This window comes from Cupriavidus sp. 01T418 (genome assembly GCF_056398885.1).
Map to the genome: position 1 here is coordinate 89,496 of NZ_JBFTQG010000010.1, position 20,256 is coordinate 109,751.

Genomic DNA, 20,256 nt, shown 5'->3' on the forward strand with positions numbered 1-20,256 from the left:
CCAACTGACCCACCGGCAACGTTCCGCGCAGCGGCGGCAACAGACCGCCCGCGCGCCAAGGAGACCACGAGATGGGCGCCCCCGACGTCATCAAGCAGCACCTGATCGACCCTGAAATCTGCATTCGCTGCAACACCTGCGAAGACACCTGCCCGATTGGCGCTATCACCCACGATGACCGCAACTATGTGGTCAAGGCCGACGTATGCAACGGCTGCGGCGCCTGCCTGTCGCCGTGCCCGACCGGCGCCATCGACAACTGGCGCACGGTGCTGAAAAGCGCGGCCTACCCCATCGAGGCGCAATTGCTGTGGGATGAACTTCCTGCTGCCGCGCCATTACCGGCAGCCGCCGGGATCGAAAGCCAAACCGAACCGGCCGCGCCGGACGGCGCACGGGAACCGCAGGCGCAACAGGTGGAAACCAGCCGGCATACCTCGCCCAGGGCGCCCTGGTCGGCCGCGCACCCCTACGTCGGCCTGCACGGCTTGCGCGCTCCCGTCACGGCCACCGTGGCCGGCAACTACCGCCTGACAGCCGACGACGCGTCGAGCGACGTCCACCACATCGTGCTGGATTTCGGGCAGCACTTCTTCCCGTTGCTGGAAGGCCAGGCCATCGGCATCGTGCCGCCGGGCACCGACGCGGCGGGCAAGCCGCACTACATCCGCATGTACTCGATCGCCAGCCCGCGCGACGGCGAACGGCCGGGCTACAACAACGTCGCGCTGACCGTGAAGCGGGTCGAGCAGGATCATGCGGGGCAGCCGGTGCGCGGCGTGGCATCCAACTTCCTGTGCGACCTCGCGCGCGGGGACGCAGTGCGCGTGGTCGGCCCGTTCGGCAGCACCTTCCTGATGCCGAACCACCGCGAAGCCAGCATGATGATGATCTGCACCGGCACCGGCTCGGCGCCAATGCGCGCCATGACCGAACGCATGCGGCGCAACCTGGACCAGTTCGCCGGGCAGCGCATGCTGTTCTTCGGCGCGCGCAACGCGCGGGAGCTGCCCTACTTCGGCCCGCTGATGAAGCTGCCGCCAGACTTCCTCGATATCCACTTCGCTTTCTCGCGCGACGCCGGACAGCCGCGCCGCTATGTGCAGGACGCCATTCGCGACGCCGGCGCAAGCGTGGCACGCTTGTTGAACGACCCGCACGGCCATGTCTATATCTGCGGCCTCAAGGGCATGGAAGACGGCGTGCTGGCCGCATTCGGACAAGTCTGCGCGGAGGCGGGACTGTCCTGGGCCGAACTGGAAACCCGCATGAAGGCGGAAGGACGGCTCCACATCGAGACCTATTAGGAGGCCTGCTCGCCCTGGGCCAGGGACATACAGCATTTCCCGAGAACTTGCCGCGGCCGAAGCCACCAAACTCTACAGATACGGCGTTGTTTAGTATTGTTTAGTACTTCCCTTACGAAACGAACCGCCTATAGTGTTTCTGAAGAAACAGGAGCGAGGCGATGCAACCCAGGCATGTTCCCGAGCATCTTCCTGCCGGCAGCCCAGACCCCGGTACCACACTCACCAAGGCGGTGATGCGTGCCGCCGGCTTTCTCGGCATCAGCCAGGCGGGCGTGGCCAATGTGCTGGGCATCAGCACGGCCTCGGTATCCCGCATGGCATCCGGTGGCTATGTGCTCGATGCGCATCGCAAGGAATGGGAATTCGGCGTGCTGTTCGTGCGGCTGTTCCGCTCTCTCGACACCATCCTCGGACACAGCGACCAGGCCCGTCTCTGGCTTGCCAATGAAAACCTGGCGTTGGGCGGCAAGCCGCTCGACCTGATCCGCACAACCGAGGGCCTGGTACGTGTCGTTCACTATCTGGATGCCACCCGCGGTCGCGTCTGAGCGCAAGGCGTTTGCGCTCACGCTCTGGCGCGCTGTGGAAGCCCAGCACGTGGTCTCGACCATGCCGCTGGTGGACAGCCTGGAAGAGCAGGCCGTGCTGGAAGCCGTGCTCGACGCCGGCAAGCCCGCCGTACCCGCCGAGGCGCGCCGTCTCCATTACCTGCTGTTCACGCCGTTCCGCTACCCGCCGTCGTCATGGGGTTCGCGCTTTCGCGCCGAACAGGATCCCGGCGTGTTCTATGGCGCCTACGATATCCGTACCGCCTGTGCCGAACTTGGCTACTGGCGCTGGCGCTTCCTGCTCGACAGCCCGGCGCTGCCGCGCATCGATGCCCGGCCGCACACGCTGTTCCAGGTCAGCGTTCGCACCGAAGGCATCGCGCTCGACACCCCACCCTTCGTGGAGGATGCGGCACAGTGGACCGATCCCGACCGCTACGACGCATGCCAGGCACTGGCCCGGGTGGCGCGTGAAGCGGGCCTGGGCATGATCCGCTACTCCTCCACGCGCGACCCGCAACACGGCCCTTACGCCGCGCTGCTGACGCCGCGCGCCTTTGCCGAACCCAACCCGCGCGTGACCGCCACCTGGATGCTGACCGTGCGCCCCGACCGCGTCATCTGGCAGCGCGACGACCTGCTGCAGCGCGACAGTTTCCAGTTTGCGACCAGTGCATGGCAGCGCAGCACGGACGCGTCCGGCAAGGGGTGAGTGGCGGTGCGCCGTTGCGGTTGCGTGCGATATCGAAGCACGCTCTTGCGCGCTTGCTTGCTGCCGCGCAATTAGCTGTTGCACCACGAAAAGAATTGCCTTATAATCTTTTTCTTCGACGGACGCGGGGTGGAGCAGTTGGCAGCTCGTCGGGCTCATAACCCGAAGGTCGCAGGTTCAAGTCCTGCCCCCGCAACCAAAGCCATGCAGACCGATGCAATCGGAATCGGCTTTCGAAGTTTTCGAACGCAAAACGAACTAACGCCCTGCCCGGGCGTTTTTTGTTTTCAGGGCGCCGGACTCTCTACATCGCCGCCACCCGTCCCCGCTGACCATTCCCAAACTCGCATCCCGCCCCCGGCAGCCCGCATCGGCGGTGCTACACTTTCGCCATTCCCCCCGGACGCCCCCTCATGAAATTCTGCTCGAACTGCGGCCATGCGGTCGTGCTGCGCATCCCTGAAGGCGACTCGCGCCTGCGTTCAGTGTGCGACAACTGCAGCACCATCCACTACGTCAACCCGCGCAATGTCGTCGGCACCATTCCCGTGTGGGAGGACAAGGTCCTGCTGTGCAAGCGCGCCATCGAGCCGCGCTACGGCTTCTGGACGTTGCCCGCCGGCTTCATGGAGATCGGCGAAACCACCGCCCAGGGGGCCGCGCGCGAGACGCTCGAGGAAGCCGGTGCCCGGGTCAAGGTTGGGGAACTGTTCTCCATCCTGAATGTGCCGCATGTGCATCAGGTGCATCTGTTCTACCTGGCCACGCTGGAGGATCTCGATATCTCGGCGGGCGAGGAGAGCCTGGAGGTGAAGCTCGTCGAGGAAGCCGATGTGCCCTGGGACGAACTGGCCTTCCCCACCGTGATCCACTCGCTGCGCTGCTTCTTCGCCGACCGCGCAGCGGGACGACTGGCCGACGGCAGCTTCCGCCTGCACAGCCTGGATATCGACAAGCCGATGCGCCCGCTGACCAGCCGGGCCACGGTCGAACCCTGAACACGGGCGCATTGCCCGCCACCCCCGCATGATCACCTGGCTGGATCCGCATGATCCGTTCCCGCCGGTCGAGCGTGCGCTCGGCCCGGGGTCCGACGCGCCCGGCCTGCTGGCGGCCAGCCGCGAGTTGTCGGCACAGCGCCTGCTGCTGGCTTACCGGCAAGGCATCTTTCCCTGGTATGCCGAAGGCCAGCCGGTGCTGTGGTGGAGCACCGATCCGCGCATGGTGCTGGCGCCGCAGGCACTGCGGGTTTCCGCCACGTTCCGCAAGACCCTCAAGCGCGTGCTGCGCGATCCCGACTGGGAAATCCGTGTCGACGACGACTTTGTCGCCGTGATGCAGGCCTGCGCCCTGACCCCGCGCGACGGCCAGCATGGCACATGGATCACCGAAGACATCATCGCCGCCTATGGCGCGCTGCACCGTAACGGCATGGCCCATTGCGTGGAAAGCTGGTATCGCGGTGAGCGCGCGGGCGGCCTGTATGGCGTGGCGCTCGGGCGCATGTTCTACGGCGAATCCATGTTCGCGAGGCGCACGGATGCGTCCAAGATTGCCTTGGCCGCGCTGTGCGCGTTCCTCGGCAGCCACGACGTGGCGATGATAGACTGCCAGCAGGAAACCGATCATCTGGCTTCGCTCGGGGCGAGTCCGATTCCGCGTGCGGAGTTTGCGGCCCATATCCGCATCGCCACCCGCCAGCCGGAGATCGTGCCGTGGCGCTTTGACAAGACGGTGCTGCAGCGATGGACGCAGGCTCAGGATCCGGCATAGGACCCACGCCGTCGACCACCTGCCGCGAAGTCCGGTCCGCGCGCCGTCGGTTTCCTTGCGCCGCTGTTTTATCCCTGGCCGTTGCCGACACATGAGCAAGCTAAAGGAACTACCCCTTTCCGCGCTGCAGTTCTACGCTACGGCGCCCTACGCTTGCAGCTACCTTGATGGCCGCATGGCGCGCTCGCAGGTGGCCACGCCCGCTCACCTGATCAATGCCGACGTCTATTCGCGGCTGGTGCGCGCCGGGTTCCGGCGCAGCGGCATCTTTACCTACCGGCCCTATTGCGATGAATGCCACGCCTGCACGCCCTGCCGCGTGGTGGTGAGCCAGTTCCAGCCCGACCGCAGCCAGCGCCGGGCCTGGCGCCAGCACGAGAGCCTGCAGGCCCTGGTGGCGCCGCTGACCTACGTCGAAGAGCATTACTCGCTGTATCTGCTGTACCAGTCGATGCGCCATGCCGGCGGCGGCATGGACCAGGACAGCCGCGACCAGTACGAGCAGTTCCTGCTGCAAAGCCGGGTCAACTCGCGCCTGGTCGAATTCCGCGAGCCGCCGGGCTCGCCGCAGGCCGGCCGCCTGCGCATGGTCAGCATGATCGACGTGCTCGACGACGGGCTGTCCTCGGTCTATACCTTCTACGACCCACTGGAAGTCAAGGCCAGCTATGGCACCTACAACATCCTGTGGCAGATCCGGCAGGCGCGCGAACTCGCCCTGCCGCACCTGTACCTGGGTTACTGGATCGCCGATAGCCGCAAGATGGCCTATAAGGCGCGCTATCAGCCGCTGCAGGTGCTGATCGCCAACCAGTGGCGCGCCTTCGATTCGCCGCGCGAGCCGGTCGCGGCTATCTCTCCTGCCGCCGTACCCATCGTTCCGCCGCAGTCCGGCGAGTAAGCGCCGGACAATCACCGCCGAGCGCGGTGCGAGCCAGCGGGAGCCGGGCGGCGTTAACTGCGCTTGCGGCCCAACCGTTACAATGCCGCCCTGGCCCCGACTTCAAGCTGATTCCCCGTGCTGAACGCGCTCTATCCCCTGTTTCGCCCCGCCCTGTTCTCGATGGATGCGGAGGACGCCCACCATTTCACCCTCAACAGCCTGCTGCGCGCCAAGCGCCTGGGGCTGGCGGGCTGCATCGGCAACACCATCGCCGACGACCCGCGCACGGTGATGGGCGTGCGGTTCCCCAATCCCGTGGGCCTGGCCGCGGGGCTCGACAAGGATGGCGCCTATATCGACGGGCTGGCAGCGTTCGGCTTCGGCTTTATCGAAGTGGGCACGGTGACGCCGCGGGCGCAGCCGGGCAACCCGCGTCCGCGCATGTTCCGCCTGCCGCAGGCGGATGCGCTGATCAACCGCATGGGCTTCAACAACGGGGGCGTGGATGCGTTTATCGCCAACGTCAAAGCCTCGCGCTGGAAGGCCGAAGGCGGCGTGCTGGGCCTGAACATCGGCAAGAACGCCGATACGCCGATCGAGCGCGCAGTGGATGACTATCTCCACTGCCTGGAGCGGGTCTACCCGCACGCCAGCTACGTCACGGTCAATATCTCGTCGCCGAACACAAAGAACCTGCGGCAGCTGCAGGGCGCGAGCGAACTCGACAGCCTGCTCTCGACACTCAAGGACGCGCAGCAACGCCTGGCTGACCGGCACAAGCGCTACGTGCCGCTCGCGCTCAAGATCGCGCCGGATCTCGACGCCGACCAGATCCGCAATATCGGCGACGCGCTGGTGCGCCACCGCATCGATGGCGTGATCGCCACCAACACCACCATCGCCCGCGACGCGGTCAAGGGGCTGCCGCACGGCGAGGAAGCTGGCGGGCTGTCGGGGCGGCCGGTGTTCGAGTCGTCCACGCAGGTCGTCAAGGGCTTGCGCGAGGCGGTCGGGGATGCGGTGCCCATCGTGGGCGTGGGCGGCATCTTCAGCGGCGCCGATGCGAAAGCCAAGATCACGGCTGGCGCGCAACTGGTGCAGGTGTACAGCGGGCTGATCTACCGCGGGCCGGCGCTGGTCAAGGAATGCGCCGCCGCGCTGCGCGCCTGAGGCGCGTTTCGTGGCAAAACAGGGCAAATCGGGCCTCGGAGTGGTATCCTCGCGACCTTATCGCCGTCGTATCCGCTGCGTTCCGGCGACCGCCTGCCTGCCGCCTGGTGTGTCGCTTGCGCAACGGACCGGCCGGCCGGCGCCACGCGCCGCCGGGCAGGACTGCGGACCCAATCGTAAAAAACCAAGAGCGGCTGATTACCCAGAACCCACTCCGGGGGAGATCCGTACTATGAAGTGTCTCAAGACATCGACCAAGACCATCCTGGGCAGCGCCGTAGCCCTCGCGCTGCTGTACGGCGGCGCCGTGCAGGCCCAGACGGTCAAGGTGCTCTCGATCGTCGACCATCCCGCGCTCGACGCCATCCGCGATGGCGTGCGCAACGAACTGAAGAGCGCCGGCTTTGACGCCGACAAGAATCTGAAGTGGGAATACCAGAGCGCACAGGGCAATACCGGCACCGCCGCGCAGATCGCCCGCAAGTTCGTCGGCGACCAGCCCAATGTGATCGTCGCCATCGCCACGCCGTCGGCACAGGCGGTAGTGGCCGCCACCAAGTCGGTGCCGGTGGTGTACTCCGGCGTGACCGACCCGGTCGCCGCCCAGCTGGTCAAGAGCTGGGGCGCATCGGGCACCAATGTGACCGGCGTATCGGACAAGCTGCCGCTGGACCGCCAGGTCGCCCTGATCAAGCGCGTGGTGCCCAAGGCCAAGACGGTCGGCATGGTCTACAACCCGGGTGAAGCCAACTCGGTGGTGGTGGTCAAGGAACTGAAGGCAATGCTGTCCAAGGAAGGCCTGACGCTGAAGGAAGCCGCCGCACCGCGTACGGTCGACATCGGCGCCGCCGCCAAGAGCCTGGTCGGCAAGGTCGACGTGATCTACACCAACACCGACAACAACGTGGTGTCGGCGTACGAAGCACTGGTCAAGGTCGCCAACGAGTCGAAGATCCCGCTGATCGCGGCCGATACCGACAGCGTCAAGCGTGGCGCCATTGCCGCGCTCGGCATCAACTATGGTGACCTCGGCCACCAGACCGGCAAGGTGGTGGTGCGTATCCTGAAGGGCGAGAAGCCCGGCGCGATCGCCTCGGAAACCAGCGACAAGCTGGAACTGTTCGTGAACACCGGCGCGGCCGAGAAGCAAGGCGTGACGCTGTCGCCCGAGCTGATCAAGGAAGCGAAGACCGTCATCAAGTAATCAACACGGCACGCTGACCCTGCGCGCTCGCGCGCAGGTGGCTCTATCCGGGCCCGCACCGGAACGCCTGCGCCGCGCCGCCCCACCCGGGCAGCGCGCCAGGCGTTTCTGATCCGGCCTTCCGTGCCGGAAATAGCAACTGGATTCCCCCATGTCCCTCTTTTCCCTGATGGGCGCCCTGGAGATCGGCCTGATCTTCAGCCTCGTCGCCCTGGGGGTGCTGATCTCCTTCCGCATCCTCAACTTCCCCGATCTGACCGTCGACGGCAGCTTCCCGCTGGGCGGCGCCGTGGCAGCCACGCTGATCGCTTCCGGCCAGGATCCCTTCATCGCCACCGCGCTGGCGATCGTGGCGGGCGCCCTTGCCGGCTTCATCACCGGCTGGCTCAATGTGCGCCTCAAGATCATGGACCTGCTGGCCAGTATCCTGATGATGATCGCGCTGTACTCGGTCAACCTGCGCATCATGGGCAAGCCCAATGTGCCGCTGATCACCGAATCGACCATCTTCACCATCCTGCAGCCCGACTGGCTGCCCGACTACCTGCTGCGCCCCGCCCTGCTGCTGATCGTGGTGGTGGTGGCCAAGCTCGGCCTGGACTGGTTCTTCTCCTCGCAACTCGGGCTGGCCATGCGCGCCACCGGCGCCAACCCGCGCATGGCGCGTTCGCAGGGCATCGCCACGGGCCGCGCCACGCTGGCCGGCATGGCGCTGTCCAACGGCCTGGTGGCGCTCGCGGGCGCGCTGTTCGCGCAGACCCAGGGCGGCTCCGACATTTCCATGGGCATCGGCACCATCGTGATCGGCCTGGCCGCAGTGATCATCGGCGAGAGCATCCTGCCGGCGCGCCGGCTGGTGTACACCACGCTGGCTGTGGTGCTGGGTGCCATCCTGTACCGATTCTTTATCGCGCTGGCGCTCAACAGCGAGTTCATCGGTCTCAAGGCGCAGGATCTGAACCTGGTCACCGCAGTCCTGGTCACCGGCGCACTGGTGCTGCCCGGAACCCGCAAGAAGCTGTTCGGCCGCAAGAACGGAGGTGCCTGAGATGCTGCGCGCACAAGACCTGAAACTCACCTTCAATCCCGGCACCCCGATCGAGACACGCGCCCTGCGTGGTCTTAGCCTGGATATCCCGACCGGCCAGTTCGTGGCCGTGATCGGTTCCAATGGCGCGGGCAAGTCGACCTTCCTCAACGCCATCAGCGGCGACCAGATGGTGGATACGGGGCGCATCACCATCGACGACGTCGATGTGACACGCAAGCCGGCCTGGGACCGCGCCCCGCTGGTGGCCCGCGTGTTCCAGGACCCGATGGCGGGCACCTGCGAGGCGCTGACCATCGAGGAGAACATGGCACTGGCCATGGCGCGCGGCAGCCGCCGGGGCTTTCGCGCCGCGCTGAACAAGCCCTCGCGCGAGCTGTTCCGCGACAAGCTGCGGCTGCTGAACCTGGGCCTGGAAAACCGCCTGACCGACCGCATCGGCCTGCTCTCGGGCGGCCAGCGCCAGGCGGTGAGCCTGCTGATGGCCTCGCTGCAGCCCTCGCGTATCCTGCTGCTGGATGAGCACACCGCCGCGCTCGACCCGAAGACGGCTGCCTTCGTGCTGGAACTGACCGCCAAGATCGTGGAGGAAGCCAGGCTCACCACCATGATGGTCACGCACAGCATGCGCCAGGCACTGGACTACGGCCAGCGCACGGTGATGCTGCACCAGGGCCAGGTGGTGCTGGACGTGTCTGGCGAACAGCGTGCCGGCCTCGATGTGCCGGACCTGCTGCGCATGTTCGAGCAGACGCGTCATGAGCAGCTGGATGATGACGCATTGCTGTTAGGCTGAGCTTCGGTTCAGCCATGCAGAAAGCGGAAAGGCCCCCGCCGAGCGGGGGCCTTTCCGCTTTCCGGACCGGCTGCGTTCAGGCCGTGGCCGCCTTGTCCAGCCAGCGCTTGAGCTGATCGGTCACCGCCGAACCCGAGAACGAGCAGCTATCCTGCGCAAACACCGCCGACATTTCCAGCCGGCGCAGCAATTCTTCCATTGCCTGCCCGTACATGGGTGGCAATACCAGGGCCGGGGCAGCCTCGCGCCAGCTGCGCACCAGGCCCGCGGCGGCGACCTGGCCGCCGATATGTTGTTCAAGCGCGGTGCGCATGGTCGCCAGCGCAGGTGCGTTGCCGGTCGTTGTGGCCATCATCGGGCCCTCCTTTCCTTGTAGAGTTCGCGGAACGTCCGTCCGCTCGGCGCCGGCAAGTCGCGGGTCTCGGTCCAGCCGCGGCCGGCCATCGGCAGGCTTGCAATCAATTTGCTGCTGCCGCCCATGCGCGCCAGCAGGCGCGCGCCGACACGGGTGGCGAAGGCGTACAACCCCGGGCGGCGCGCGACATAGCCCCACACCTGCAGCCCGAGCCGCTCCTGCCAGGGACGCAGGCCGCGTTCCATCTGCTTCTCGCGCAGCTTGCGCAGCAGGTCCGAGAGCGGGATCGACGCCGGGCACACGCGGTTGCATTCGCCGCACAGCGTGGCCGCCTGCGGCAGGTCCAGCGCGTTGGCCAGGCCCACGTAGCTCGGTGTCAGCACGCTACCCATCGGGCCCGGATAGACCCAGCCATAGGCATGGCCGCCGATCTTCTGGTACACCGGGCAATGGTTCATGCAGGCGCCGCAGCGGATGCAGCGGAGCATCTCCTGGAAGTCGCCGCCGATCAATCCGCTGCGCCCGCCATCGACCAGCACGAAATACATATGCTCGGGGCCGTCGCGCTCGCCCTCGGCGCGCGGGCCGGTCAGCAGCGAGAAGTAATTCGAGATCGCCTGGCCGGTGGCCGAGCGCGGCAGCAGCCGCATCACCGTGGCAAGGTCTTCCAGGGTTGGCAGCACCTTCTCGATGCCGGTCACGGCTACGTGCACGCGCGGCAGCACCGTGCACATGCCCTCGTTGCCTTCGTTGGTGACCACCGCCACCGAGCCGGTCTCGGCGATGATGAAGTTGCCGCCGGTGACGCCCATGTCGGCCGACAGGAATTCCGGCCGCAGCACTTCGCGCGCCTCGCGCGTCATCGCGGGGATATCGGTCAGGCGCGGCTTGTGGTGCACCCTGGCGAAGAGATCCGCGATCTCTTCCTTGTCCTTGTGCACCACCGGGGCAATGATGTGCGACGGCGGTTCGGCATCGTTGATCTGCAGGATGTACTCGCCGAGATCGGTCTCGATGCTTTGCACGCCCATCTCGCCAAGCACCTGGTTCAGGCGCATTTCCTCGGTCACCATCGACTTGCTCTTGATGACCTTCCTGACGCCATGCTTCTGCGCGATCTCCGCGACCAGCCGCGCGGCATCGGCGGTGGTTTCGGCAAACAGCACGGTGGCGCCGCGGCGCGTGGCGTTTTCCTCGAAGGTGGCCAGCCAGACGTCGAGATTCTGCAGCGCGCGATCGCGGCGCTCCTTGAGCGCCTCGCGGGTGGCATCGAAATCGATGTCGCGGATGGCATCTGCGCGCGCCGTGACGAACTTGGTGGAGAGCTTCTTGAGGTTCTGCTGCAGGCGCTGGTCGGCCAGCTTCTGGCCCGCGCGCGCCTTGAATTCCATGCTGCGAACTTGCATAGCGGGGATCTCGCTAAAGTTTATTTTCTGACTGCCCGCGTTGAGAGCGCCTCTCAGGCGTCGCCGGCCAGCACTTGCGCGATGTGCAGCACCTGCGTGCGCGTGTCGCCGGTCCTGCGCAGGCGCCCTTCGATATTGAGCATGCAGCCGAGGTCGCCCAGCACCACGGCATCGGCGCCGCTGGCCTTGATATTGGCGCACTTCTCGTCGACGATGGCCGTCGAGATATTGCCGTACTTGACCGAGAAGGTGCCGCCGAATCCGCAACAGGTCTCGCAGTCCTTCATCTCGCTCAACTGCACGCCGGGCAGTTGCGCCAGCAAGGCGCGCGGCTGGCTCTTGACACCGAGTTCGCGCAGGCCGGAGCAGGAATCGTGATAGGTGACATGGCCGGCGAACGTGGAATCGAATTCACCCAGCCTGGCCACGTTGACCAGGAAATCGGTCAGCTCGAATACGCGCGAGCGCAGGCCCTCGTAGCGGCCATTCAACTCGGGATCGTCACCCAGCAGGTCGGCGTAATGATGGAGCACCATGCCGCCGCATGAGCCCGACGGGATCACCACGTAGTCGAACATCTCGAACTCGCGCAGGAATTTCTCCGCGAGGTCGCGTGCGGCCGTGCGCTCGCCCGAGTTGTAGGCGGGTTGCCCGCAACAGGTCTGGGCCTCGGGCACCATCACTTCGTAGCCCGCCTTCTCGAGCAGCTTGAGCACCGAGAAGCCGATTTCCGGACGCATGAGGTCCACCAGGCAGGTGGCGAACAGACCGACTCGCATTGTTTCCCTTTTCCAGACCCCGAAACCCCGCAATTATGCGCTCTTGCGCACCAGGCGGCATGCAAAAGCGTTCAGGGCACGGATGAATTCGCCGCATTTCCGCATGCTTCTTCCGGCACATACACTAGCCGCGTCATGCGAAGTTTTTTGGTAATCTCGTTTCACCTATTGAAATTTTCATAATGCGAGATAGAATCAGGCAACCGCTTAATTTGCCGCAGGGCAACATTTCTCCATGGCAGAAGCAGACAAAGCCCCAGGAAAGACGTCCATCCAGGTCATCGAACGCATGATGACGCTGCTCGACGCGCTCGCCCAGCATGCTGATCCGGTCAGCCTGAAAGAACTGTCGCTGACCACCGGCCTGCACCCTTCCACCGCGCACCGCATCCTGAACGACATGGTGGCCTGCCGCTTCGTCGACCGCTCCGACCCCGGCAGCTATCGGCTTGGCATGCGGCTGCTGGAACTGGGCAACCTGGTCAAGGCCCGGCTGTCGGTGCGCGACGCGGCGCTGGCGCCGATGCGCGCGCTGCATCGTGTGACGGGCCAGACCGTAAACCTGTCGGTGCGCCAGGGCGATGAGATCGTCTATATCGAGCGCGCGTACAGCGAGCGCTCCGGCATGCAGGTGGTGCGCGCCATTGGCGGCCGCGCGCCGCTGCACCTGACCTCGGTGGGCAAGCTGTTCCTGGCCGCCGATGAAGTCGCGCGGGTGCGCAACTACGCCACCCGCACCGGGCTGGCGGGCCATACCCGCACCTCGATCACCGATCTGATCAAGCTGGAACGCGAACTCAACTGGGTGCGCACGAACGGCTACGCGCGCGACAACGAGGAACTGGAACTCGGCGTGCGCTGCATCGCCGCCGGCATCTACGACGATTCGCGCCGCCTGGTGGCCGGGCTCTCGCTCTCGGCCCCCGCCGATCGCCTGCAGGACAGCTGGCTGCAGAACCTGAAGGAAACCGCGCTGCAGATCTCGCGGGGCATGGGCTACGCCACCGACGTGGCAGCCTGAACCCCATGGGTGAGGGTCAGGCGGGACAGGGGCAGGCGCCCTTCCCGCCGGCCAGCGCACCGCGTTCGTCCAATTTCCGTTCTTTCCCGGTTGGCCGGCTCTGGCCGCACTCCCATTCAATCCATGCATCGATCCGTAGCACGGGTTTACACCTAGTTTTCAGATAACCTGAATAGCTATATCCTGCCGGACATGCGTACCAAGGCCATCACCCTCACCGAACAGGTGACCCAACAACTGCGCGCCGGGATTGCCGACGGCACGTATCCCGTTGGCGCGCGGCTGCCGACCGGCAAGCAGCTTGCCGAGCAGTACGGCGTGAGCCCCGCTGTCATCCGGGAAGTGACGGAGCACCTGCGCTCCCAGGGCCTGATCGAAAGCCGGCAGGGTGTGGGCAGCACGGTCCGCTCGCGTGTGGGCAATGCCGGTTTCCAGTTGCCGCAGGAGATGGGTATCGATCGCGGCGACCTGTCCAGCATCTACGAATTGCGCCTCGACCTCGAGAGCGCTGCCGCCGCCCTGGCCGCGCAACGGCGCACCGCGCAGGATGTCGAGCATATGCAATCGGTGCTGGAACGGCTGGCGGCGCAACTGCACGACCCGCATCGCAGCGTGGATGCGGATACCGCCTTTCATGTGGCCATCGCCGCCGCCACGCACAACAAGTACTACCTGCAACTGCTGCAATACCTCAACCTGCAACTGCACCAGGCCGTGCACGTGGCGCGGCTGAATACGCGCCAGCAGGATGGCCTGTCCGAGCAGGTCCACCAGGAACACCTGGCCATCTTCCACGCGATCCGCGCGGGCGACCCGGAACTGGCGCGCGCCGCGGCCGTGTCCCACCTGCAGGGTGCGGCGGCGCGCCTGGACTTGCGCCCGGCCAGTGGTCGGTAGTTCCGTTGCCAGTTGCCGTCCCACTCAGCAGCCCGAGCCGTTTCGCCCCTTTCGTCTGTCCAGTCTCTCCAGATAGAACCACCATGCAAAATTCCGCTTTCCTGCCCCGCCTGATCGAAACGCTAGGCCCCGACGTGGTCGCCACCGAGCCCGAGCAGGTCGCCCCGTGGCTCGCCGACTGGCGTGGTCTCTACCGCGGCAATGCGCAAGCCGTGGTGCGGCCGCGCACCGTGGATGAGGTGGCCCGCTGCCTGGCGCTGTGTCAGCAGGCCGCGGTGCCGGTGGTGCCGCGCGGCGGCAATACCGGCCTGTGCGGCGGCGCCACGCCGGACAGCAGCCCGGCCAACGTGGTGCTGAGCATGGACCGCATGAACGCGATCCGCTCGATCGATACCATTGCCAACACGCTGGTCGCCGAAGCAGGCTGCATCCTGGGCAACCTGCGGCGCGCCGCCCAGGAAGCACATCGCCTGCTGCCGCTCAGCCTGGCGGCCGAGGACTCCTGCCAGATCGGCGGCAATCTCGCGACCAATGCGGGGGGCGTCAACGTGGTGCGCTACGGCATGACGCGCGAGCTGGTGCTGGGCGTCGAGGCCGTGCTGCCCAACGGCGAGATCTTTCACGGCCTGCGCGCCTTGCGCAAGGACAACACAGGCTACGACCTCAAGCAACTGCTGATCGGTTCCGAGGGCACGCTCGGCGTCATCACCGCCGCGGCACTGCGCCTGTTCCCGCGTACCGATGCGCGCTCCGTCGTGCTTGCCGCCGTGGCCTCCCCCCTGCAGGCGCTGGAACTCTTCGAACTGCTGTTCGCCCACTGTGGCGCGCGCCTGCAAGCCTTCGAATTCTTCACCGGCGATTGCGTCGACCTGGTGCTCAGGCATGCGCAAGGCGTGCAGGAGCCGTTCGCGCAGCGCCATCCCGCCTATGTGCTGGTGGAACTGGCCGACACCACCGACGAAGACGCCCTCAACGCCCTGCTCGAACGCGTGATCGGCGAAGCGCTGGAGCGCGAGCTGTGCCTGGATGCCGCGGTCTCCGCCTCGCTGGCGCAATTGCAGAGCCTGTGGAAGCTGCGCGAGGAGATCTCCGAGGCGCAGCGCGCCGACGGGCCGCACCTGAAGCACGATGTCTCGCTGCCGATCGAGCAGATCCCCGCCTTCATGGCATCAATGGAAACGCGCCTCAAGGCTATCAGCCCCAGCGTCCGCCCCTTCATCTTCGGGCATTTCGGCGACGGCAACCTGCACTACAACCTGTCACGTCCGGCAGGCGCGGAGCGCGACTGGACCGCCCGGCACGGCAAGGCACTGACCGCCGAGGTGCTGGACGAGGTCGCGCGCTACGGCGGCAGCATCAGCGCCGAGCACGGTATCGGCCAGCTCAAGCGCGACGACTTCCTGCGGCTCAAGGACCCGCTCGAATTGCGCCTGATGCAGGGCATCAAGCAGTTGCTGGATCCGGCCGGCATCATGAACCCGGGCAAGCTGCTGTAGGCGCAGGACGACACCGTCGAAAAAAACGCGCCGGGAACGGCGCGTTTTTCCTGACGCATTGTGCATGTGCATGGGTGCCGGGTCATCCCGGCGCCGCCATCAGATGCCGTGTGGCTGCTGGGCGCTAAGGATAGCCTGGGGGGAAGTCGGTGTTAGCCCCTGCGTCAGGTTAGGGGACGTCGGAAAAGGGCGGCCGGGACCGGTTTGCGCGTGTTCCAGCCAGTCCTTGACACGAGTGGCATCCGCAAAGCGCGACAGTTTGCCGACCGAATCCAGGAACACCATCACCACATTGCGGCCGTTTACCTTGGCCTGCATCACCAGGCACTGGCCAGCCTCGGAGATAAAGCCGGTCTTCTGCAGGCCGATATCCCAGTTGCCGCCGCGCACCAGGCGGTTGGTGCTGACATAGTGCTGGGTTCGCCCGAGCACATTGACCTCATACTCGGTCTGCGTCGAGTACTCGCGGATGGTGGGGTTGCGGTATGCCGCGTTGACCATGCGCACGAGATCCATCGCGCTGGAGACATTGCTGCTCGACAAGCCGTTCGAATCGACGAAGTGGCTGTCGTTCATGCCCAGCTCGCGTGCCTTGTGGTTCATGGCCTGCACAAACGCCGGCAGGCCGCCCGGGTAGCTGCGGCCCAGCACCGATGCCGCCCGGTTCTCCGAGGACATCAGCGCCAGCAGCAGCGCGTCCTGGCGGGTCAGCTGCGCACCAAAACGCAGGCGCGAACTACTGTGCTTCTCGTTGTCGCGGTCGTCCTCGGTGATGGTGAGCACTTCATCCATCGGCTGGCGCGCGTCCATCACTACCAGGGCGGTCATCAGCTTGGTGATCGAGGCGATCGGCAAGACCGCCGCGGCGTTCTTCTGGAACAGCACTTCGTTGGAAGTCTGATCCATCACCAGCGCCACGCTGGAGCGCAGCGCGAGCGCATCCTCCGTGTCACGCAGGCCGAGCGCCTCGCCCAGCGAGGGTTTCGCGGGGATGAACGCCGCGCGAACCGGCACCGCCTGGTGCTGCGCCACGACATGGCGCTTGCCGTTCTTCAGCACCACGACCTTGCGCGTAGTGACGCGCTCGGCCTTGCCGCTGCTGGCGACCTGCTTGGTCTTGGTGGATTTGGAGGAGTGACTTGCCGACTTTTTCTCGGACTTGGTGACCTTTGCCGACTTTTTGCTGGTTTTTGCGGTGTCCGACGTATTCGTCGCGGCATCGACCGCAGGGGCGGCCAGCATCGATACGGTCAGCAGCACAGAGGCCGCGACCGATGTAAGAGGGGTAGAGCCGAAGAATCGAAACATTAGGGGGGAATCAGACCGGAACATGATTCATTCAGCGCGCAACTTGGATTGCGCCAGTTTAGGAAAAAAAGAAATTGTTAGCAAGATTAAAGACTTACGAAGCCTCTTTAAAGTTCGATTTGCAAACAATTCCACATTGCGGAAAAAATGCACCATACAACACATGGCGCGTGCATAAAAACCTACATGGACTGTGGCAAATCCACAGCGGATGGCTCTGTTGCCTGCTCAATCGCACCTCCACTGCCCACCAGCCTGCGGCGGACTTACAAATGAATATAGTCCGCAGCCGGCGCGTTTCATGACAAGAAACGCGCGAACCCGCTCACAGGTTCACGCTCCGTACTAAGGGTATTCTCTATGGCCGCTGGATCGGCATACCCGAGGGCCATGCCGCACACCACCATCTCATCTTCCGGCAGGCGCAAGTGATTGGCGATGACCGCGTGGAACTGGGTGAACGCCGCCTGCGGGCAGGTATCCAGCCCGCGCGCCCGGGCCGCCACCATGATGCTCTGCAGGAACATGCCGTAGTCCAGCCAGCTGCCCTGCTCCAGGATGCGGTCGATGGTGAAGATCAAGCCCACCGGCGCGCCGAAGAAGGTGAAATTGCGGGAGTGCTGCGCGTGCATGCGCCCCTTGTCCTCGCGGCTGATCTGCAGCAGGCTGTACAGGTCCCAGCCCACCTTGCGGCGGCGGTCGATATACGGCGTCACCCACTCGCGCGGATAGTAGGGATACTCTTCGCGGTACTTGCTGTCGCGCTGCGGATCGTCGAAGGCGCTCAGCACATCGGCGGACAATTTCAACTTGGCATCGCCGCTCAGCACATAGACCCGCCATGGCTGGGCGTTGGTGCCGGAAGGCGCACGGCTGGCCACCGCCAGGATCTCGCTGACGACCGCGTGCGGCACGGGCGTATCGAGAAAAGCGCGCACCGAACGGCGCGTGATGATGGCCTGGTCTACAACGGCGGCGTCCCGCTTCTGCTGTGAATCCATGACGCTCATCTCCTCTGCGTGGGCTGGCTCAAGCACCGGCGTCCACGGATTCGCACACCGGCGCCTTGCGTCTCGATCACCAGCCCGATGGTGTCGCCAGCCCCGATATTGAGCACGCCTTCCCGAATCAGACAGGTGTTCACAACGGTATCAAAGTAACTGTAGTAGATGGCGTTGTTGACGTGGCCATAGACGTCGTTGTCCATCCAGCGCATGGCGACGGGCTGGAAATGACGGCAGGCATTGCGGGGGTCGGCGATCGGTTTCATTGCAAGCACGCAAACGGAAGATCAGCGGCGGATCACCAGGGCCACGCCGCCGGCGGCCAGGGCCATGCCAAGCGCAGCCAGCGGCGGGAAGCCCTCGCCGAACAGCAGCCATGCCATGGCGGCCGTGGTCGGCGGCGTGAGATACATCAGGCTGGACACCTGGGTGGCCGCGCCTTGCCGGATCAACAGGAACAGCAGCGAGATCGCGCCGATGGACAGCGCCACCACCGACCAGGCCAGCGCGCCGAACATCTCGGCGTTCCATTCGACATGGCGAGTCTCGGTGAGGAACATGAAGGGCAGGCAGGCCAGCGCGGCAGCCGCGAACTGGATCACCGAACCCATGCGCAGGTCCAGCATCGCGCAATAGCGCTTCTGATACAGCGTGCCGAAAGTGATCGAGAACAAGGCGCCCAGGGCAAGCAGCAGGCTAGGCGCGGACAGCCCGCTGACCGACAGCTTGTTGGCCACCACCAGCCCCACGCCCGCGATGCCCAGCAGCAGCCCCAGCCATTGGCGCCGCCCGATGGTCTCGCCCATGCGCGAAGCCGCCAGCGCGGTCAGGATCGGCTGCATGCCGACGATCAGGGCCGAGACGCCAGCCGGCATGCCGAGCTTGACCGCTGCCCACACGCCGCCAAGGTAACCCGCCTGCAGGAACAGCCCTGCCACGGCGATGTGCCCCACCATGCGCCAGTCGATGGCACCCGCGCGCCGCGGCAGCGGCACCCGCGCCACCACCACGAAAGGCACCATCAGCACCAGCACGCCGACGAAACGCAGGAACAGGAAGGTCATCGGCTCGGCGTGCGGCATGCCGTACTTGGCCACGATGAAGCCGGTACTCCAGATCACCACGAACAGCCACGGCATGGCCGCCATCCACAAGTTGCCGCGCGCAGCGCGGACTTGGCCGGTTGCGCTCATTGCCGTGCCACCACGGTTTCGCCGGCAGGCACGCGGGCATAGCGCGTGTGATATTGCGCAGCCAGCGCGATGGTTTGCGCGTGCACCGCCACGGTGTCCTCGATCTGGTTGCCATAGCCGCCAGCCATCGCCACGGCGACCGGCAGCCCGCGCGCCAAGGCTGCCTCGAACACAAGCCGGTCGCGCGTGGCCAGGCCGGCGAGTGTCAGTTTCAAGCGCCCGAGCCGGTCACCTTCATGAGGATCGGCGCCAGCCAGGTAGATGATCAGGTCCGGAGAAAAGCGCGCAAACAGGGTATCCAGCGCGCCCTGCAACGCCTCGGCGTAGGGCTGGTCGCTGCAGCCGTCGGGCAGGCCCACGTCGAGATCGCCGGCCTCCTTGCGGAACGGATAGTTCTTCTCGCCGTGCAGCGACAGCGTGAATACGAAGGGGTCGTCGCGCARGATGGCGGCGGTGCCATTGCCCTGGTGCACATCGAGATCCACCACCGCCACGCGCCGCACCTGGCCATCGCGGCGCAACTGGCGCGCAGCGATCGCCGCGTCGTTGAATACACAGAATCCGCCGCCCTTGTCGGCGTAGGCATGATGCGTGCCGCCGGCCAGGTTGACCGAGATGCCCTCGCGCAGCGCGGTACGGCATGCCTCGATGGTGGCGCCGGCCGAGCGCCGCGACCGCTCGACCATGGCTTCGGACCAGGGAAATCCGATCTCGCGCTGGCGCGCGGGGTCCAGCGCGCCGCGGGAGACGCTGGCGACATACTCAGGCGTATGCGCCAGCAGCAAGGCGTCGTCCCCGGCACGTGGCGCCTCGGCAAGCCTCAGGCCAGCCACTTCCCGCTCGACCGTCTCCCTCAACATGCTGTACTTGCGCATCGGGAAACGATGCCCCTCGGGCAGGGGCAGGACAAAGTGGTCGGCGTAAAAAGCAAGCATTGAGGGTGAACTTGGGGCGGACATACCGGCCGGCGGGCCGCGGAGCCTCGGCCGCTGGGTTGCGCCCTTCGGCGACGACTCGGGCAGACCGCGATGGTAGCACTGCAGCGGCTTGAAGGTACGCGGCCACAATCGCCCAGCCCTGGCCCAGCCTGGTGCAAATATGCAACCCAGGCACCGCAATACATGCTTTAAGGCAGACTTCCCGCGGACTTGTTTGTGCAATGCACAAGAACCCCTTGACACCGTTTTTCTTTTCCCTACAATTGGAATTGTTGCGGCGCACCATCGGTGTGGCGGCGCTAGCCAGAAGGTATGGCAGCGCTAGCCAAAAGCGCCGGCAACTCCCATTCGCCTGGGGCTGGCAGACGAACTGCAGTGCATTCGTCATGGCTCTGACATCTGGGCGGCCTAATTT

The 20,256-nt window shown here is 65.6% G+C and carries 20 protein-coding genes, 1 tRNA gene and 1 pseudogene; 14 read left to right on the forward strand and 8 right to left on the reverse strand.

Annotation, left to right across the window (positions count from 1 at the left end; genetic code table 11):
• The first annotated feature begins 71 nt into the window (after nt 1–71).
• The 11 genes from boxA to AC1DQ3_RS13540 all read left to right on the forward strand — a co-directional run bounded on the left by boxA (nt 72) and on the right by AC1DQ3_RS13540 (nt 9,444).
• Entirely contained in the window at nt 72–1,307 is a 1,236-nt protein-coding gene (boxA, locus tag AC1DQ3_RS13490) for a benzoyl-CoA 2,3-epoxidase subunit BoxA (protein ID WP_477120691.1), read from the forward strand.
• 161 nt (nt 1,308–1,468) lie between these two features.
• Nucleotides 1,469–1,858: an antitoxin Xre/MbcA/ParS toxin-binding domain-containing protein gene (locus tag AC1DQ3_RS13495; RefSeq protein WP_477120692.1), complete on the forward strand. Its 390-nt coding sequence runs from the start codon at nt 1,469–1,471 to the stop codon at nt 1,856–1,858.
• A complete protein-coding gene (locus AC1DQ3_RS13500; RefSeq protein ID WP_477120693.1) occupies nt 1,818–2,570 on the forward strand; it encodes an RES family NAD+ phosphorylase in 753 nt (250 codons plus the stop codon). The genes AC1DQ3_RS13495 and AC1DQ3_RS13500 overlap by 41 nt, the downstream gene beginning before the upstream one ends.
• A 123-nt stretch (nt 2,571–2,693) precedes the next feature.
• Nucleotides 2,694–2,769: transfer RNA gene (locus AC1DQ3_RS13505), tRNA-Met, on the forward strand.
• A 214-nt stretch (nt 2,770–2,983) separates the two neighbouring features.
• Nucleotides 2,984–3,568, forward strand: a complete 585-nt coding sequence (locus tag AC1DQ3_RS13510) for an NUDIX hydrolase (RefSeq protein WP_477120694.1) — start codon at nt 2,984–2,986, stop codon at nt 3,566–3,568.
• A 28-nt stretch (nt 3,569–3,596) separates the two neighbouring features.
• Entirely contained in the window at nt 3,597–4,343 is a 747-nt protein-coding gene (aat, locus tag AC1DQ3_RS13515; protein ID WP_477120695.1) for a leucyl/phenylalanyl-tRNA--protein transferase, read from the forward strand.
• A gap of 91 nt (nt 4,344–4,434) precedes the next feature.
• A complete protein-coding gene (locus AC1DQ3_RS13520) occupies nt 4,435–5,244 on the forward strand; it encodes an arginyltransferase (protein WP_477120696.1) in 810 nt (269 codons plus the stop codon).
• A 117-nt stretch (nt 5,245–5,361) separates the two neighbouring features.
• A complete protein-coding gene (locus tag AC1DQ3_RS13525) occupies nt 5,362–6,396 on the forward strand; it encodes a quinone-dependent dihydroorotate dehydrogenase (protein WP_477120697.1) in 1,035 nt (344 codons plus the stop codon).
• 232 nt (nt 6,397–6,628) lie between these two features.
• Nucleotides 6,629–7,600, forward strand: a complete 972-nt coding sequence (locus AC1DQ3_RS13530) for an ABC transporter substrate-binding protein (protein ID WP_477120698.1) — start codon at nt 6,629–6,631, stop codon at nt 7,598–7,600.
• Between the two features lie 151 nt (nt 7,601–7,751).
• Nucleotides 7,752–8,648 (forward strand): ABC transporter permease, encoded by an 897-nt coding sequence (locus tag AC1DQ3_RS13535; RefSeq protein WP_477120699.1) that lies wholly within the window; start codon nt 7,752–7,754, stop codon nt 8,646–8,648.
• Between the two features lies 1 nt (nt 8,649).
• The gene (locus AC1DQ3_RS13540; RefSeq protein WP_477120700.1) at nt 8,650–9,444 is read left to right on the forward strand and encodes an ABC transporter ATP-binding protein; all 795 of its coding nucleotides are present in this window, start codon (nt 8,650–8,652) and stop codon (nt 9,442–9,444) included.
• 76 nt (nt 9,445–9,520) lie between these two features.
• Here AC1DQ3_RS13540 and AC1DQ3_RS13545 read toward each other — a convergent pair whose 3' ends face one another.
• Genes AC1DQ3_RS13545 through AC1DQ3_RS13555 form a run of 3 tightly spaced genes read right to left on the reverse strand, consistent with a single transcriptional unit; the run spans nt 9,521 to nt 11,984 of the window.
• Complete coding sequence (locus AC1DQ3_RS13545; RefSeq protein ID WP_477120701.1) at nt 9,521–9,799, reverse strand: hypothetical protein; 279 nt, start codon at nt 9,797–9,799, stop codon at nt 9,521–9,523.
• Complete coding sequence (locus tag AC1DQ3_RS13550) at nt 9,796–11,205, reverse strand: LutB/LldF family L-lactate oxidation iron-sulfur protein (RefSeq protein WP_477120702.1); 1,410 nt, start codon at nt 11,203–11,205, stop codon at nt 9,796–9,798. The genes AC1DQ3_RS13545 and AC1DQ3_RS13550 overlap by 4 nt, the downstream gene beginning before the upstream one ends.
• 53 nt (nt 11,206–11,258) lie before the next feature.
• Nucleotides 11,259–11,984, reverse strand: a complete 726-nt coding sequence (locus AC1DQ3_RS13555; protein ID WP_477120703.1) for a (Fe-S)-binding protein — start codon at nt 11,982–11,984, stop codon at nt 11,259–11,261.
• 235 nt (nt 11,985–12,219) lie between these two features.
• Between AC1DQ3_RS13555 and AC1DQ3_RS13560 the strand changes: the two genes are divergently transcribed.
• From AC1DQ3_RS13560 to AC1DQ3_RS13570, 3 genes are all read left to right on the forward strand, one after another.
• Nucleotides 12,220–13,005, forward strand: a complete 786-nt coding sequence (locus AC1DQ3_RS13560; RefSeq protein WP_006155981.1) for an IclR family transcriptional regulator — start codon at nt 12,220–12,222, stop codon at nt 13,003–13,005.
• Between the two features lie 192 nt (nt 13,006–13,197).
• Nucleotides 13,198–13,902, forward strand: coding sequence for a FadR/GntR family transcriptional regulator (locus tag AC1DQ3_RS13565; protein WP_477120704.1), 705 nt, complete (start codon nt 13,198–13,200; stop codon nt 13,900–13,902).
• 83 nt (nt 13,903–13,985) lie between these two features.
• Nucleotides 13,986–15,398: an FAD-binding oxidoreductase gene (locus AC1DQ3_RS13570; protein ID WP_477120705.1), complete on the forward strand. Its 1,413-nt coding sequence runs from the start codon at nt 13,986–13,988 to the stop codon at nt 15,396–15,398.
• Nucleotides 15,399–15,497: 99 nt separating this feature from the next.
• On the opposite strand, the gene pbpG is transcribed toward AC1DQ3_RS13570, so the two are convergent.
• The 5 genes and pseudogenes from pbpG to AC1DQ3_RS13595 form a co-directional block, all read right to left on the reverse strand.
• A complete protein-coding gene (gene pbpG / locus AC1DQ3_RS13575; protein ID WP_477120706.1) occupies nt 15,498–16,706 on the reverse strand; it encodes a D-alanyl-D-alanine endopeptidase in 1,209 nt (402 codons plus the stop codon).
• A gap of 299 nt (nt 16,707–17,005) precedes the next feature.
• The gene (locus AC1DQ3_RS13580) at nt 17,006–17,707 is read right to left on the reverse strand and encodes a nitroreductase (protein WP_477120707.1); all 702 of its coding nucleotides are present in this window, start codon (nt 17,705–17,707) and stop codon (nt 17,006–17,008) included.
• A gap of 65 nt (nt 17,708–17,772) precedes the next feature.
• Nucleotides 17,773–17,976 (reverse strand): annotated as a pseudogene (locus AC1DQ3_RS13585) (acyl-CoA thioesterase); the annotation flags it as partial.
• Nucleotides 17,977–17,997: 21 nt separating this feature from the next.
• Nucleotides 17,998–18,903: a DMT family transporter gene (locus AC1DQ3_RS13590; RefSeq protein ID WP_477120708.1), complete on the reverse strand. Its 906-nt coding sequence runs from the start codon at nt 18,901–18,903 to the stop codon at nt 17,998–18,000.
• Nucleotides 18,900–19,838, reverse strand: coding sequence for a histone deacetylase family protein (locus AC1DQ3_RS13595; RefSeq protein WP_477120709.1), 939 nt, complete (start codon nt 19,836–19,838; stop codon nt 18,900–18,902). The genes AC1DQ3_RS13590 and AC1DQ3_RS13595 overlap by 4 nt, the downstream gene beginning before the upstream one ends.
• Between the last annotated feature and the right edge of the window lie 418 nt (nt 19,839–20,256).